Genomic DNA, 14,033 nt, shown 5'->3' with positions numbered 1-14,033 from the left:
CCCACCAGACACCCCCTCCCGCAGGGGGCCCGGCGCGGCTCGCACCAACGGTGGGCGGCGGGGGTCGCGTTCAGTCGGCGAGACCTGGCGACCTGGCGGCAGATGCCGTCAGTTCACAGACCCGCTCCCCGGCTTCGCCGGTTGAACGCGCTGAGATCGTTGACTTCTTGAATCCACGTCGTGAGCAACGGGCGGCGGTCCTCGCCGCGCCGGCCGCCGGGCCGCCGAGACGGCTCGGCCGGCTGATGTTCGCCGGATCCTGCCCGCCCGTCACATCCGGGCGACAGGCCGCCGCGCCAGGAGACCCGGCACACGACGGTCATTCCATGGGGGGGTGGCATGTTCGCGGCCCTTCTCGATCCTTTGCGTCGGCACGAGAACCACCGCCGGGCGGCAACGTCGCCCGCGCGACCGATGGGAGCGCTCCCACCCGGCGGTAATGTCCCTCATAGTGGAAGCGCGCAACCCTCCCGTCAACACCCGGAGCATTCCTTTTTCAAACAGAGAAACCGCCGAGAGCTCCCCCAGGGTCCGACCGGACGCGGGGAAGTGAACGGGAACACCCCGGTTCGGGCCGGTCAGTGGGGGTGGCGGCTTCGTTGGTTGAACTCCGCGGCCCGGCGCGCGGCCGGTGGGAAGAGGTGCGGCGGGGGCGTGCGCCGGCCGCGCGGATGCCGCTGGAGCCGCTCTCCGTGGTGACGGCCGGGGGCGTCGGAAGCGGGCGGGACCTCTCCCCGGGGGAGGGCGCGAGCGCTCCTTCCGCCGCAGAGCGTCCGGCGCTGCCGGGGGCACGGGCTTGCCGGGGCTCGCGCATATCGTGCCGTCATTTTTCGGACACGCGATTCGTCGGCGATCGTGAGGCGGCCCGCGCCGGGGAGCGCAAGGTCGAAGGCGCGCGGAGGAGGGACGCGTTCCGTTCGGGGCTGGGAAAAACCCATTGAAATTCGGCACAGCCGACCCCGATTCTTGGTCGGTTGCCCACCTTCTCGCGCACTGACTCTGGGATGTCATGCAGATTCGTGATCTTCCGTACCCCGACCCCGGTGACCCCGACGTACGGTCCGGATTCCGCTTCCTCGTCTGGCTCTTCCGCCAGCAGCTCGGCGGCCAGCTGAAGGCCATGAGCTGGGGCACGCTCCACATGGCGACCGTCGCCGGGCTGCCGCTGACCATGGGCCTGGCGATCGAGGCCGCCGTGGACGGTTCCGGCAGCCGGCTGGCGCTGACCGGGCTGATCATGCTCGGACTCACGCTCGTCATGACGTTCGCGGACACGATGCTGCACCGCGCCGCGGTGACCAACTGGATCACCGCGGCGGCCCGGGTGCAGCAGCTTCTCGCCCGCCGCACCGCGGCGCTGGGCGGGGTCCTGACCCGCCAGGTCGCCGCGGGGGAGGTGGTCAAGGTGTCGACCGGGGATGTGGAGAAGATCGGCTGGTTCGTCGAGACGTTCTCCCGCTTCGCCGCCGCGGTCGTCGTGGCGCTGGCCGTCTGCGCCGGTCTGATCGTCCATGAACCGCGTCTGGGGGTGCTGGTGCTGGGCGGGGTGACCGCCGTCGTGCTGAGCGTCTGGCCGCTGCTGCCAGCCGCGACCCGGCGCGCCGACCGGGAGCGCGCCAAGTCCGGCCGGGCTACCGAGCTGGCGTCGGACACGGTGGCCGGGCTGCGGGTGCTGCGCGGGATCGGCGGCGAGGAGCTCTTCCTCGACCGCTACCGCCGCGCCTCGCAGGAGGTCCGCGCCGCCTCGGTGCACAACGCCCGCATGTGGTCGTTCATCGACGCCGTCCAGGTGGTGATGCCGGGGCTGCTGATGATCGCGATCGTCTGGCAGGGCACGCAGCTGGCGCTGGACGGCCGGATCGGCGCGGGTGAACTGGTCGCCGTCTACGGGGCGGTGACCTTCCTGCTGTTCCCGCTGCGGCTGTTCCAGGAGACGGCGATGGCCTTCACCTTCTCCCGGCCGTCGGCGAAGCGGGCGGTGCGGGTGCTCGGGCTGCGCCGGGAGCAGCCGGGGAGTGCGGTCGGTGCAGTCGGTCCTGTCGGTGCGCTGGAGGCGCCGCTCGCGGGCGAGGTGCGCGATCCGGCCACCGGGCTGGTGGCCCCGCGGGGCCTGCTGACCGCGGTGGTGTGCGGGGACGCGAGCCTCGCCGAGCGGCTGGCCGAGCGACTCGGCGGCCATCCGGCGAACGAGGACGCCGCCCCGTCGGCCCAGCTGGGGGGTGTCGCGCTGAACGACGTGCCGCTCGCCGCCGCCCGCGCCGCCGTGCTGGTGCAGGACAAGGACCCGGTGCTGCTGTCCGGGACGCTGGGCGAGCTGCTGTCCGTGCCGGCCACCGGGCGGGTGTCGGCGGGCGAGGCGCTGCGGACCGCGCAGTGCCACGACGTGCTGACGGCGCTGGCCCAGGCGTCGACCGATGGCAGCGGGGATCCGATGCGGACCCGCATCACCGAGCGGGGGCGTTCGCTCTCCGGCGGTCAGCGGCAGCGCCTGGCGCTGGCGCGCTCGCTGATCACCGACCCCGACGTGCTGGTCCTCGACGAGCCGACCTCCGCCGTCGACTCGCACACCGAGGCGAGGATCGCGGAGGGCCTGGGGGGGCTGCGCGCCGGGCGGACCACGGTGGTGTTCACGTCGAGTCCCCTGCTGCTGGACCGGGCGGACCTGGTGGCGTTCGTCGACGAGGGCACGGTCGTCGCGACGGCACCGCACCGGGAGCTGCTGCACACCGTCCCCGGGTACCGGGCCGTCATCACCCGCGAACCGGACACCGCTTCCCTGGCTGAGGAGACCGCATGATCGGCATGAGACCGCCGGAGTACGACCCGGCGTCCACGGAGCACGCGACCACGCTGCCGGTCGCGGGCCGGGAGACGGTGCGCGACTACGTGCGGGAGCTGCTGGTCAGGCACCGGCGGAGCTTTGTCGCGCTGGTGGTCATCAACACGGTCGCGGTCGGGGCCTCCATGGTCGGTCCCTATCTCCTGGGGCAGGTCGTGCAGGGCCTGGCCGACGGGGATCGCGAGCTGCATATGGGCCGCACTCTCACGATCTTCGCGCTGGCCCTGGTGGTGCAGGCCATCTTCGTGCGGATGGTGCGGCTGCGCGGCGCCGTGCTGGGCGAGCGGATGCTGGCGGATCTGCGGGAGGACTTCCTCGTCCGTTCGGTGGGACTGCCTCCCGGGGTGCTGGAGCGGGCCGGCACCGGTGATCTGCTGGCCCGGGTCAACACGGACATCGACCGGCTGGCCAAGGCGATGCGCGAGGCGGTGCCGCAGATGTCCATCGCCGTGGTGTGGGCGGGGCTGTTGCTGGGCGGCATCGTGGTGACGGCCCCGGCGCTGGGCCTCGCCGTGCTGATCTCGTTCCCTCCGCTGTTCCTCGCGTGCCGCTGGTACTTCAGGCGGGCGGGGGCGGCCTACCGTTCGGAGGCGGCGGGGTATGCGGCGGTGGCGGCGGCGCTGGCCGAGACGGTGGACGCGGGGCGGACCATCGAGGTCCACCGGCTCGAGGGTCGGCGGGTCGAGCTCTCCGACCGGCGGGTCAAGGAGTGGACGGCCTGGGAGCGGTACACGCTCTGGCTGCGGTCGGTGCTGATACCTGCGATCAACGTCTACCACGCGCTGATTCTCAGCGGTGTGCTGATGATCGGCGGCACCTTCGTGCTTCAGGGGTGGCTGAGCGTGGGTCAGCTGACCACGGGGGCGCTGCTGGCGCAGATGCTCGTCGAGCCCGTCGGGATGATCCTGCGCTGGCTGGACGAGCTTCAGGTCGCCCAGGTGTCCCTGGCCCGCCTGGTGGGTGTGCGAGAGGTGGAGGACGAGCCTGGGGACGCCTCGGTGGCGCCCGACGGCAGGGAGCTGACGGCCGAGCGGGTGCGTTTCGGGTACCTGGCCGACACCGATGTGCTGCACGATGTGTCGCTCGACGTGGCGCCCGGGACCCGGATGGCGCTGGTGGGGCCCTCGGGCGCGGGGAAGTCCACGCTGGGGCGGCTGCTGGCCGGAATCTATGCCCCGCGCACGGGCGAGGTGACGCTCGGCGGGGCGCGGCTGGCCGGGATGACGGCCGAGCGGGTCAGGGAGCAGGTGGCGCTGGTCAACCAGGAACATCACGTGTTCGTCGGGCCGCTCCGGGACAATCTGCTGTTGGCCTCGCCCGACGCCGGGGACGCCGAGCTGTGGGCGGCGCTGGCCGCGGTGGACGCGGACGCGTGGGCGCGGGATCTGCCGGACGGCCTCGACAGCGAGGTCGGCTCCGGCGGGCTGAGCGTCTCGCCGGCGCAGGCCCAGCAGATCGCCTTGGCCAGGCTGGTGCTGGCGGATCCCCACACTCTGGTCCTGGACGAGGCGACCTCGCTGCTCGACCCGCGGGCGGCGCGCCACCTGGAGCGGTCCCTGGCGCGGGTGCTGGAGGGCAGGACGGTGATCGCCATCGCCCACCGGCTGCACACGGCGCACGACGCCGACGTGATCGCGGTGGTGGAGGACGGTCGGATCAGCGAGCTGGGCAGCCACGACGAGCTGGTGGCGGCCGATGGGGCGTACGCGGCGCTGTGGCGGTCCTGGCACAGCTGAGCCGCCGGTCGCGGCGACCGTCGCCGCCGCGACCGCCGGCGGTGTGGTCAGGCCGCGAGCATCACGGCCCCCACGCCGCTGGCCGCGCCTATCACCATGAAGGCGGGCATCAGCACCCTGTTCTCCACCCAGGCGCCCGCCCTGAACCGCATGAAGCGGGGAGGGCCCAGCGGGTACCAGCGCCTGCCGGCGATCGGGAGCGGCCACAGCATCGGGCATCCGGAGACGGTGATGGCGTCGCCGAGGGTGTGGACGATGGAGCCGAGCACGATGGGGAGTCCGATCCACAGGTAGGGCTGGTCCTCGAACAGCCAGTCGGACCCGTTGCCCGGCTGGTCGAGGACTCCGGCCAGCAGCCAGGCGCTGGTGGCGCCCAGCATCCACACCAGGACATCGCTGGATACCCGGGCCATGCGCCACAGGAGGCCCTCCACGGCGAGCACCATGTGGATGAAGAGGATGACCAGCACGGCCCAGCGGCCCCAGGTGATCGCCGCGAAGGAGAAGCCCGCGCCGAGCAGCACGGCCCAGATCCAGGTGTGGGTCAGGGTGCGGTGTCCTCCGGTGCGGCGTCTGTCCCCTCTGCCGCGGGTGGAGTTGTAGACGACCTCGGAGAGCTTGTCGATGAGGCCGGCGAGCATCTTCGACAGGGGGCCGAACGCCCGCGAGATCGTTGCCGACTTGTGGTCCAGGTCGGGGGCGAGGGCCGCCCCGGCGCAGATCAGCGCCCCGGCGAGGAGAACCTGCCACGGCATGGCGTGGTCCGCCGCCGCGGCGGCGGCCCCCACCCCCAGCCAGGCCATCGCTCCGGACAGTGAATGCGCCGGTCCCATCATGGCTGCGCCCCGCCCCTTCTTGGGTTTTTGAGTGCCCGTCGGCCGCACAGCGTAGTGCCCCGCGATCTTCGAGCGTCGGGCCGGTTCCCCGTGGGCCGCGCATTGCGGGCAGTATGGAGCGGTGACCCTTATCGATCAGATGCCGACGGACAGCGACCCCGATGCCCTCTTCGACGCCTTCTCGTCGTGGGTCGGTGAGCGGGGCATCGCCCTCTATCCGGCCCAGGAGGAGGCACTGATCGAGGTGGTCTCCGGTGCGAACGTCATCTTGTCCACTCCGACCGGGTCGGGCAAGTCCCTGGTGGCGGCCGGAGCGCACTTCGCGGCGCTGTCCCGGGACCAGGTGACGTTCTACACGGCGCCGATCAAGGCACTGGTCTCCGAGAAGTTCTTCGATCTGTGCAAGCTCTTCGGGACCGAGAACGTCGGCATGCTCACCGGCGACGCGTCGGTCAACGCCGACGCCCCCGTCATCTGCTGCACCGCCGAGGTCCTGGCCTCGATCGCGCTGCGGGACGGCGCGCAGGCGGACATCGGGCAGGTGGTCATGGACGAGTTCCACTTCTATGCCGAGCCCGACCGGGGCTGGGCGTGGCAGATCCCGCTGCTCGAACTGCCGCAGGCGCAGTTCATCCTGATGTCCGCGACGCTCGGCGACGTGGCGCGGTTCGAGGAGGACCTGAGGCGGCGTACGGGGCGGCCGACGACGGTGGTGCGCTCGGCCACGCGTCCGGTGCCGCTGAGCTACGAGTACCGTACGTCCGCGCTGACCGAGACCCTGACGGAGCTGCTGGAGACGCATCAGGCTCCGGTCTACATCGTTCACTTCACCCAGGCCCAGGCGGTGGAGCGGGCGCAGGCGCTGATGAGCATCAATATGAGCACCCGCGCCGAGAAGGACGAGATCGCCGCCGTCATCGGCAACTTCAGGTTCACCACGAAGTTCGGCAGGAACCTCTCCCGCTATGTCCGCCACGGCATCGGGGTGCACCACGCCGGGATGCTGCCCAAGTACCGCAGGCTGGTGGAGAAGCTGGCGCAGGCGGGGCTGCTGAAGGTGATCTGCGGCACCGACACGCTGGGCGTGGGCGTCAATGTGCCCATTCGGACGGTGCTGTTCACGGCGCTCACCAAGTACGACGGGAACCGGGTGCGGGTGCTGCGGGCCCGCGAGTTCCACCAGATCGCGGGCCGCGCCGGGCGGGCCGGGTTCGACACGTCGGGCCTCGTGGTGGCCCAGGCGCCCGACCATGTGGTGGAGAACGAGAAGGCCCTCGCCAAGGCCGGTGACGATCCCAAGAAGCGCCGCAAGGTGGTCCGCAAGAAGCCGCCCGAGGGCTTCGTGAACTGGGGTGAGGAGACCTTCCAGCGGCTCATCGGCGCCGAGCCCGAGCAGCTGACGTCCCGCTTCCGCGTGACGCACGCGATGCTGCTGGCCATCATCGCCCGTCCCGGCGACGCGTTCGCCGCGATGCGGCGGCTGCTGGAGGACAACCACGAGCCCCGCAGGCAGCAGCTGCGCCACATCAGGCGGGCCATCGCGATCTACCGCTCGCTGCTCGACGGGGGGATCGTCGAGCGTCTCGACGAGCCGGACGGCCAGGGCCGGATCGTGCGGCTGACGGTCGATCTCCAGGCCGACTTCGCGCTCAATCAGCCGCTGTCGACGTTCGCCCTGGCCGCGTTCGAGCTGCTGGATCCCGAATCCCCCTCCTACGCGCTGGACATGGTCTCCGTGGTGGAGTCGACGCTGGACGATCCGCGGCAGATCCTCGCCGCCCAGCAGAACAAGGCGCGGGGCGAGGCCGTGGCGGCCATGAAGGCGGAGGGCGTCGAGTACGAGGAGCGGATGGAGCGGCTGATGGACATCACCTATCCGCGCCCGCTGGACGAGCTGCTGTTCCATGCGTTCGGCGTGTACCGCAAGAGTCATCCGTGGGTCGGCGATCATCCGCTCTCCCCCAAGTCGGTGGTACGGGACATGTACGAGCGGGCGATGACCTTCTCCGAGTTCGTCTCGCACTACGAACTGGCGCGCACCGAGGGCATCGTGCTCCGCTACCTCGCGGGCGCCTACAAGGCGCTGGAGCACACGGTGCCGGACGATCTGAAGTCGGAGGACTTCCAGGACATCGCCGCCTGGCTCGGCGAGCTGGTCCGCCAGGTCGACTCCAGCCTGCTGGACGAGTGGGAGCAGCTGGCCAACCCGGAGGCCGAGGACGCCACCGAGGCCCAGGATCGGGCGGATCAGGTGCGGCCGGTGACCGCCAATGCCCGCGCCTTCCGGGTGCTGGTCCGCAACGCCCTCTTCCGCCGGGTGGAGCTGGCCGCGCTGGACCGTGTGGACGAGCTCGGCGAGCTGGACCGCGAGGCGGGCTGGAACGCCGACGCGTGGGGGGAGGCGATGGACGGCTACTGGCAGGAGTACGACGAGCTGGGCACCGGCCCCGACGCCCGCGGGCCGCGGCTGCTGCGGATCGAGGAGCGTCCCGAGGACGGCCTGTGGCGGGTGCGGCAGACGTTCGCCGATCCCGCGGGGGACCACGACTGGGGTATCTCGGCCGAGGTCGACCTGACCGCGTCGGACGCGGAGGGCCGCGCGGTGATCAAGGTCATGGACGTGGGCCAGCTCTGAGCGGGGGCTCCGCTCGCCCTCCGCGCGCCTCGCGGAGGGCGTGGCGCAGTCTGGTCCGGTACCCCCGGACCTCGTCCGGGTCGGTCGCGGTCAGCAGCGGGCGGACGGTGTCTCCGTGCTGGGCCGCGAGCGTGGGGCCGATCAGCCGTGGGCGGAGCCGTCGCAGCAGGTCCCGCTCGCCGGGGTCGGGCGCCTCGGCCTCGAGCGCGGGCGGCTCCAGGACGGCGGCGTGAGCGGCGGCCCGCTGCCAGACGGTCTCCGCCCGGCCGGCGAGGAGGGTCGTGCGCCGACCGCGCCAGCGGCGGGGGCGCCAGTCATCGCCACGGGCGAGGGACCGGCGCATGGGGTCGGGGACGGGGCCGCTCAGCAGGGTCGGGAAGCTCGCGGCGAACGCCCTGAGCTCGGCGGCCGGATAGCGCCAGACCAGGACCCGGTGGCGGTTCACCCGGAGGTCCACGGGGCTGAAGCACCCGTAGCGCGCCAGCCGGGCGAACCGGGCGGGCGCGATGCCGAGCAGCTGCGCGCCCGCGGTCGCGTTGACCAGAGGGGAGGGCTCGACGTCCGGGCCCGGGGACCACTCCTCGCGTGGGGCGGTGATGATCGAGGTCTGGTATGCGTGCATGGGATCCTCCCCGAGAGAGCTCTGATTACCGTCAGTAACCAGACTCCCACAGCATCCCGCGCTTCGCAACCCTCCGTAGTCAATTCTTACGGAGAGCGATCAGTTCATGTCCCGGGCGGCGAGCCCCATGTGTTCGCCCACCTTGTTCACCAGGAGGGTCATCTCGTACCCGACCTGGCCGATGTCCGCATCGGGCCCGGCCAGGACACAGAGGCAGCTGCCGTCTCCCGCGGCGGTCACGAACAGCACGCCGTCGTCGAACTCGATCATCGTCTGGCGGACGTCGCCGGCCCTGAAGTGCTCCCCGACCCCCTTGGCGAGGCTGTGCAGCCCGGAGGCGACGGCGGCCAGATGCTCGGCGCTGCTGCGCTTGAGCCCTCGGCTCACCGAGGTCACCAGTCCGTCGCTCGACAGGAGCAGAACGTGCCGCACGCGCGGCAGTCGTTGCGCCAGATCGTCCAGTAGCCAGTCAAGCGTCGTGCTCAGTGCCATCCCCAGCTCCCCCTTCTCGTAAGGCGACTGCTGTGTCAGCCTTCCCCAGTAAGAGGCTGTCGGCAACCACCTGTGCGGTACCGCTATCCGGAAGGGACCGTACCGTTTCTTCCGATGAGCTGAGTCACCGGGTCGAACGCGGGGGCGGCGAGGGAGGTGGACTCAGCGGCCCAGCTCCTTGCGCCCCACGCGCCGCAGCCTGCGCCGCTGCGCCGGGTCGAGCATCAGATAGGCCGCGGCGGGGACGCCGAGGCTCGCGAGCGCCGCGATCCAGAAGTTGGTCAGGACCCAGAGCACGAGGCCCACGGCCACCCCGCCGATGGCGATCTTGCCGCGTCGAGACATTGTCGCTACCTCCTCTGTCGGGGCGGCGTGCGCCGCCCCGATGAGTGAACGCGCTTCCGGTCTCATCCGTTCCGTGGTGAATGGTCCGGGTGTGGCCGGGCCGGCCCCCGTCGCCCTCGTGCTCGCCGGCCACCCCCGTGTGTCCCGCCGCGCGTCAGTCCTGCCGCAGCGGAGCCCCCACCTCGTGCATGTAGCGCAGCGCCTGCCCGTAGGAGTCGATCAGTCCCGTCTCCGCGTAGGGCAGGCCGTTCGCCGCGCAGTACTGGAGCACCGTGGGGCGGGCCCGCCGGAGGTTCGGGCGGGGCATGTTCGGGAACAGGTGGTGCTCGATCTGGTAGTTCAGCCCGCCCATCATCCAGTCGGTGACGGGGCCGCCGCGGACGTTGCGCGAGGTCAGGACCTGGCGCCGCAGATGGCCCCAGCGCTGCTCCGCGGCGGGGTCGGGCATCTCCATGCCCTTGTGGTTGGGCGCGAAGACGCAGCCCAGGTGGAGGCCGAACAGCATGTGGTGGATCAGCGCGAAGAGCACCGCCTTGCCCGGCGACATGGCGACGCCGAGGAGGGTGACATACGCGGCGAAGTGCACGGCCATCAGCGAGATCTCCAGCGCGCGGGCGCGGCCCTGCCGCTCCCAGCCCGCCGAGGAGAACACCATCCGCACGCTGGCCACCTTGAGCGCGAAGCCTTCGAGGAGCAGCAGCGGGAAGAAGAGCCACGCCTGGTTCATGGTGAGCCAGCGGCCCACGCCCTCGCGCTTCTCGGCCTGCATCTGGGTCCAGACCAGCACGCCCTCCCCGACGTCCGGGTCCTTGTCCGTGTGGTTCGGGTTCGCGTGGTGCCGGTTGTGCTTGTCGTTCCACCAGGCGGAGCTCATGCCGAGCAGCAGGTTGCCGTGCCAGAGGCCGATGAGACGGTTCACGCGCCGGGTGGAGGCGATCTGCGCGTGGCCCGCGTCGTGGCCGAAGAACGCCGTGCGGGTGGAGAAGAGCGCCAGCGGAACGGCGAGCAGCAGGGTCCACCACGAGTCGCCGACCAGGAGCACCGCCGAGACGATGGCCGCCAGCACCAGGGAGTTGAGGCCGATGCGCGCCACGTACCAGCCAATACGCCGGTTGAGCAGGTCCTGCCCCTTTATCTCCCGCAGAAGTGGGGAGAATTCATCCGCGGGTTTGGTCCGCGGACGTGGTGGGGCGGTCAGGGCAGAGGCCTGGGGCATGTCGTCTCCGGGGCGTTCGGGGGATCTCTCCTTAGAAACGTAGAAACCAGCGCGCCGCTCCGCCATGGCCGCAGCCCCCGAACCGGGGGTGTACCCAGCCCCCCTAAATTTATGGGGGTTTGCACCGGTTTATCACCACCATTTCCGAATCAGTCCCGAGGTGATGTACCCTCGGCCGCCGCCCCCGCGCCTAGTCAAGTTTGAGGAGCGCGTCAGCACGTGGCAGCGAGCCCGGTCACACCCGCCCAGTCGTCCGCCCTCTCCACCTGTTCCGCCGTCTTCCTGCCCGCCGACCCGCCACGCGCGTCGCGCGTCGCCTTCTGGCGGGCCGACGGCGAGCGCCCGGCCGAAGGGGATGTCCCCACCGAGGAGTTGACCGTCGTCCTCCAGGACCCCGACGGCTCGGTGGCCACCCGCCGGGTGCCCGCGGCGATCCTGCCCGTGGCCGACGCGCTGCCCGTGCTCACCCGGGCCCGCGCCACGGGGGCCGACGGCGCCGCCGCCTGCTGGGGCGCCGCCGCCGTTCTCGCCCTCCAGCTCGCCGCCCGGGGACGGCTGCTGCCCGGACTCAGCGCGGCCGACCACGACGCCTGGCGGTTCGGCCCCCTGGACTCCGCCGACGCCGCGCGGCTGCGAGCGCTCGCCGACGCCATGCCGCCGCGGGCGCGCGCCGCTCCCCTGCCCGAGCCCGCCGAGGACGGCGGACCCCTGCTCCCTCGCCCCGAGGCGCTGCTGCGATCCTTCCTCGACGCGGTCGCCGACGCGCTGCCGCGCACCCCGGCCGCCGCGCTCGCCACCGGCGGCCCGGCCTGGGCCGCCCCCGCGCCGCGGAGGATGCCGGAGCACCGGCCCTGGGCCCAGGCGGTGGCCGCGGGGCACGACGCGGGCGTGCGCGTCTCGCTGCGGATCGAGGCCGACGGCCTCGCCGGGGACGGCCCGCGGTTCGGCGCCGTCGTCCAGCTCCACAGCCTCGGCGACCCCGCGGTGGTCGCCGACGCCGCCGAGGTGTGGTCGGGCTCCTCGCCCGCCGCCGGCGCGTTCGGCCCGCGCGCCCGCACCGACGCGCTGCTGGCGCTGCGCCGCGCGGCGGCCGCCTGGGAGCCGCTGACACCCCTGCTGTCGGCGGCCGTCCCCGACGCCGTCGACCTCGCCGAGGAGGACATCGGCGAGCTGCTCGGCGAGCCGGTCACCCGGGCCCTCGACGCGGCGGGCGTGCGCGTCCACTGGCCGCGCGAGTTCGTCCGCGGCCTGACGGCCCGCGCCGAGGTCGGCACCGGCGACGGGGAGTCGGCCCGGGACCGCGCGGAGTCGGCGCTGCCGTCGCTGCTGTCCCCCGGCGCGCTGCTCGGATTCAACTGGCGGTTCGCCGTGGGGGGCGCCGAGCTGACCCGGGAGGAGCTCGACCGGCTCGCCGAGGCCGGACGCCCGGCGGTGCGGCTGCGGGACCAGTGGGTCCTGGTCGCCCCGGACGAGGTGCGGCGGGCGCTCGCCCGGCAGGACGGCAAGATGGCCGCCCTCGACGCGCTCGGCGCCGCCCTCACCGGGACCACCGAGATCGCCGGGGAACGGATCGAGGTCACCCCGACCGGCTGGCTGAGCGGGCTGCGCGACCTCCTCGCCGACCCCGAGCGCGACCCCGGGCGCGAGGGCACGGGCCGGGCCACGGGCGAGGCGGCCGGACGCGGAGGCGCGGAGCCCGTGGCACAGCCGCCCGCGCTGGCCGCCACGCTGCGCGACTACCAGCTGCGCGGCCTGAACTGGCTGCACCGGATGACCTCGCTCGGCCTCGGGGCCTGCCTCGCCGACGACATGGGGCTCGGCAAGACGGTGACCCTGATCGCCCTCCACCTGCACCGGCAGTCCTCGCCTGCCACGGCCGGGCCCACGCTCGTCGTCTGCCCCGCGTCGCTGCTCGGCAACTGGCAGCGGGAGATCCAGGCGTTCGCCCCCGGCACCCCCGTCCGCCGCCACCACGGGCCCGCGCGGGACCTGGAGGGGCTGGGCGCGGGCGAGTTCGTGCTCACCACCTACGGCACCATGCGGCTGGACGCCGACCGCCTCGCGGCGGGCGCCGACTGGGGCCTGGTCGTCGCCGACGAGGCCCAGCACGTCAAGAACCCGTTCTCCGCAACCGCCAGGCGGCTGCGCGCCATTCCGGGCCGGGCCAGGGTGGCGCTGACCGGCACGCCCGTGGAGAACAACCTCTCGGAGCTGTGGGCGATCCTCGACTGGTCCACGCCGGGGCTGCTGGGAAGCCTGGGCGCCTTCCGCGCCCGCTACGCCGACGCCGTCGAGGGGGGCGCGGACCCGGCCGCGGCCGACCGGCTCTCCCGGCTCGTGCGGCCCTTCCTGCTGCGCCGCCGCAAGTCCGACCCGGGCATCGCGCCCGAGCTGCCGCCGAAGACCGAGACGGACCGCGCCGTCGCCCTCACCGCCGAGCAGGCCGGGCTCTACGAGGCCGTGGTCCGCGAGGGTCTGGCCGCCGTCTCGGGAGCCGGCGGCGTGGCCCGTCGCGGCCTGGTGCTCAAGCTGCTGACCTCGCTCAAGCAGATCTGCAACCACCCGGCGCACTACCTCAAGGAGGAGCACGGCCGGAAGGAGGGGCGCGCGCCCCGGCTCGCGGGCCGTTCGGGCAAGCTGGAGCTCTTCGACGAGCTGCTGGGCTCCATCCTGGCCGAGGGCGCGAGCGTCCTGGTCTTCACGCAGTACGTGCGGATGGCGCGGCTCCTGGAGGCTCATCTGACCGCCACCGGGGTGGACAGCCTGCTGCTGCACGGCGGGACCCCGGTCCCCCGGCGCGAGGAGATGGTCCGGCGCTTCTCGGCGGGAGAGGTGCCGGTCTTCCTCCTCTCCCTCAAGGCGGCGGGCACCGGACTCAACCTCACCCGCGCCGAGCACGTGGTGCACTTCGACCGCTGGTGGAACCCGGCCGTCGAGGCGCAGGCCACCGACCGCGCCTACCGCATCGGCCAGGACCGGCCCGTCCAGGTGCACCGGCTGATCGCGGAGGGCACGGTCGAGGACCGGATCGCCGCGCTGCTGGAACGGAAACGGGCCCTGGCCGACGCGGTGCTGGGCGCCGGCGAGGCCGCCCTGACCGAACTGTCCGACGCCGAACTGGCCGACCTCGTCGCCCTGCGCGGCGCCGACCGTCACAGGAGCGAACGATGAGCGGTGCGGCGCGCCGGGGGGCGCACGACGAGGTGGTCTTCGAGGCGCTGCCGCCCGCGCCGGGCCGCGGCTTCGCGGCCACCTGGTGGGGGCTCAGCTGGCTGAAGGCGCTGGAGGACAGCGCGCTGGACGGGGGGCGGC

At 72.7% G+C, this 14,033-nt stretch carries 9 protein-coding genes; 4 read left to right on the top strand and 5 right to left on the bottom strand.

What is annotated here, in order from left to right:
• Positions 1-1,009: 1,009 nt before the first annotated feature.
• A complete protein-coding gene (locus ADY01_RS22260; protein WP_049576564.1) occupies positions 1,010-2,797 on the top strand; it encodes an ABC transporter transmembrane domain-containing protein in 1,788 nt (595 codons plus the stop codon).
• Positions 2,794-4,575 carry an ABC transporter ATP-binding protein gene (locus ADY01_RS22255; RefSeq protein WP_049576560.1) on the top strand — a complete coding sequence of 594 codons (1,782 nt, stop codon included), beginning with the start codon at positions 2,794-2,796 and terminating at the stop codon, positions 4,573-4,575. The genes ADY01_RS22260 and ADY01_RS22255 overlap by 4 nt, the downstream gene beginning before the upstream one ends.
• A gap of 47 nt (positions 4,576-4,622) precedes the next feature.
• Here the strand turns inward: ADY01_RS22255 and ADY01_RS22250 are convergent, their stop codons facing one another.
• Positions 4,623-5,411 (bottom strand): metal-dependent hydrolase, encoded by a 789-nt coding sequence (locus tag ADY01_RS22250; protein WP_049576557.1) that lies wholly within the window; start codon positions 5,409-5,411, stop codon positions 4,623-4,625.
• A 121-nt stretch (positions 5,412-5,532) separates the two neighbouring features.
• On the opposite strand from ADY01_RS22250, the gene ADY01_RS22245 reads away from it, so the two are divergent.
• Positions 5,533-8,046 carry a DEAD/DEAH box helicase gene (locus ADY01_RS22245; protein WP_049576552.1) on the top strand — a complete coding sequence of 838 codons (2,514 nt, stop codon included), beginning with the start codon at positions 5,533-5,535 and terminating at the stop codon, positions 8,044-8,046.
• On the opposite strand, the gene ADY01_RS22240 is transcribed toward ADY01_RS22245, so the two are convergent.
• From ADY01_RS22240 to ADY01_RS22225, 4 genes are all read right to left on the bottom strand, one after another.
• Positions 8,024-8,668, bottom strand: a complete 645-nt coding sequence (locus ADY01_RS22240) for a DUF6397 family protein (RefSeq protein ID WP_049576549.1) — start codon at positions 8,666-8,668, stop codon at positions 8,024-8,026. The two genes, ADY01_RS22245 and ADY01_RS22240, sit on opposite strands and share 23 nt — an antisense overlap.
• 99 nt (positions 8,669-8,767) lie before the next feature.
• Positions 8,768-9,160 carry a roadblock/LC7 domain-containing protein gene (locus ADY01_RS22235; RefSeq protein WP_049576546.1) on the bottom strand — a complete coding sequence of 131 codons (393 nt, stop codon included), beginning with the start codon at positions 9,158-9,160 and terminating at the stop codon, positions 8,768-8,770.
• Positions 9,161-9,322: 162 nt separating this feature from the next.
• On the bottom strand, positions 9,323-9,505 hold the full coding sequence (locus tag ADY01_RS22230) for a hypothetical protein (RefSeq protein WP_049576543.1): 183 nt from the start codon (positions 9,503-9,505) through the stop codon (positions 9,323-9,325).
• 154 nt (positions 9,506-9,659) lie between these two features.
• Positions 9,660-10,721 carry a fatty acid desaturase family protein gene (locus ADY01_RS22225; RefSeq protein ID WP_049576540.1) on the bottom strand — a complete coding sequence of 354 codons (1,062 nt, stop codon included), beginning with the start codon at positions 10,719-10,721 and terminating at the stop codon, positions 9,660-9,662.
• A gap of 219 nt (positions 10,722-10,940) precedes the next feature.
• Here ADY01_RS22225 and ADY01_RS22220 point away from each other — a divergent pair, with 219 nt between their 5' ends.
• Positions 10,941-13,892, top strand: coding sequence for a DEAD/DEAH box helicase (locus ADY01_RS22220; protein ID WP_049576537.1), 2,952 nt, complete (start codon positions 10,941-10,943; stop codon positions 13,890-13,892).
• Positions 13,893-14,033: the final 141 nt, after the last annotated feature.

It is taken from the genome of Streptomyces sp. SBT349, from assembly GCF_001083795.1.
In the GTDB taxonomy this organism is placed as follows: domain Bacteria; phylum Actinomycetota; class Actinomycetes; order Streptomycetales; family Streptomycetaceae; genus Streptomyces.
Note: the sequence above shows the minus strand (reverse complement) of the source record. Positions and strands in the feature narration are given on the sequence as shown.

Coding starts and splice junctions, on each gene's coding strand:
- ADY01_RS22235 (WP_049576546.1), bottom strand. CDS start 9,160: ATGGCACTGAGCACGACGCTTGACTGGCTACTGGACGATCTGGCGCAA.
- ADY01_RS22230 (WP_049576543.1), bottom strand. CDS start 9,505: ATGTCTCGACGCGGCAAGATCGCCATCGGCGGGGTGGCCGTGGGCCTC.
- ADY01_RS22260 (WP_049576564.1), top strand. CDS start 1,010: ATGCAGATTCGTGATCTTCCGTACCCCGACCCCGGTGACCCCGACGTA.
- ADY01_RS22255 (WP_049576560.1), top strand. CDS start 2,794: ATGATCGGCATGAGACCGCCGGAGTACGACCCGGCGTCCACGGAGCAC.
- ADY01_RS22240 (WP_049576549.1), bottom strand. CDS start 8,668: ATGCACGCATACCAGACCTCGATCATCACCGCCCCACGCGAGGAGTGG.
- ADY01_RS22250 (WP_049576557.1), bottom strand. CDS start 5,411: ATGATGGGACCGGCGCATTCACTGTCCGGAGCGATGGCCTGGCTGGGG.
- ADY01_RS22225 (WP_049576540.1), bottom strand. CDS start 10,721: ATGCCCCAGGCCTCTGCCCTGACCGCCCCACCACGTCCGCGGACCAAA.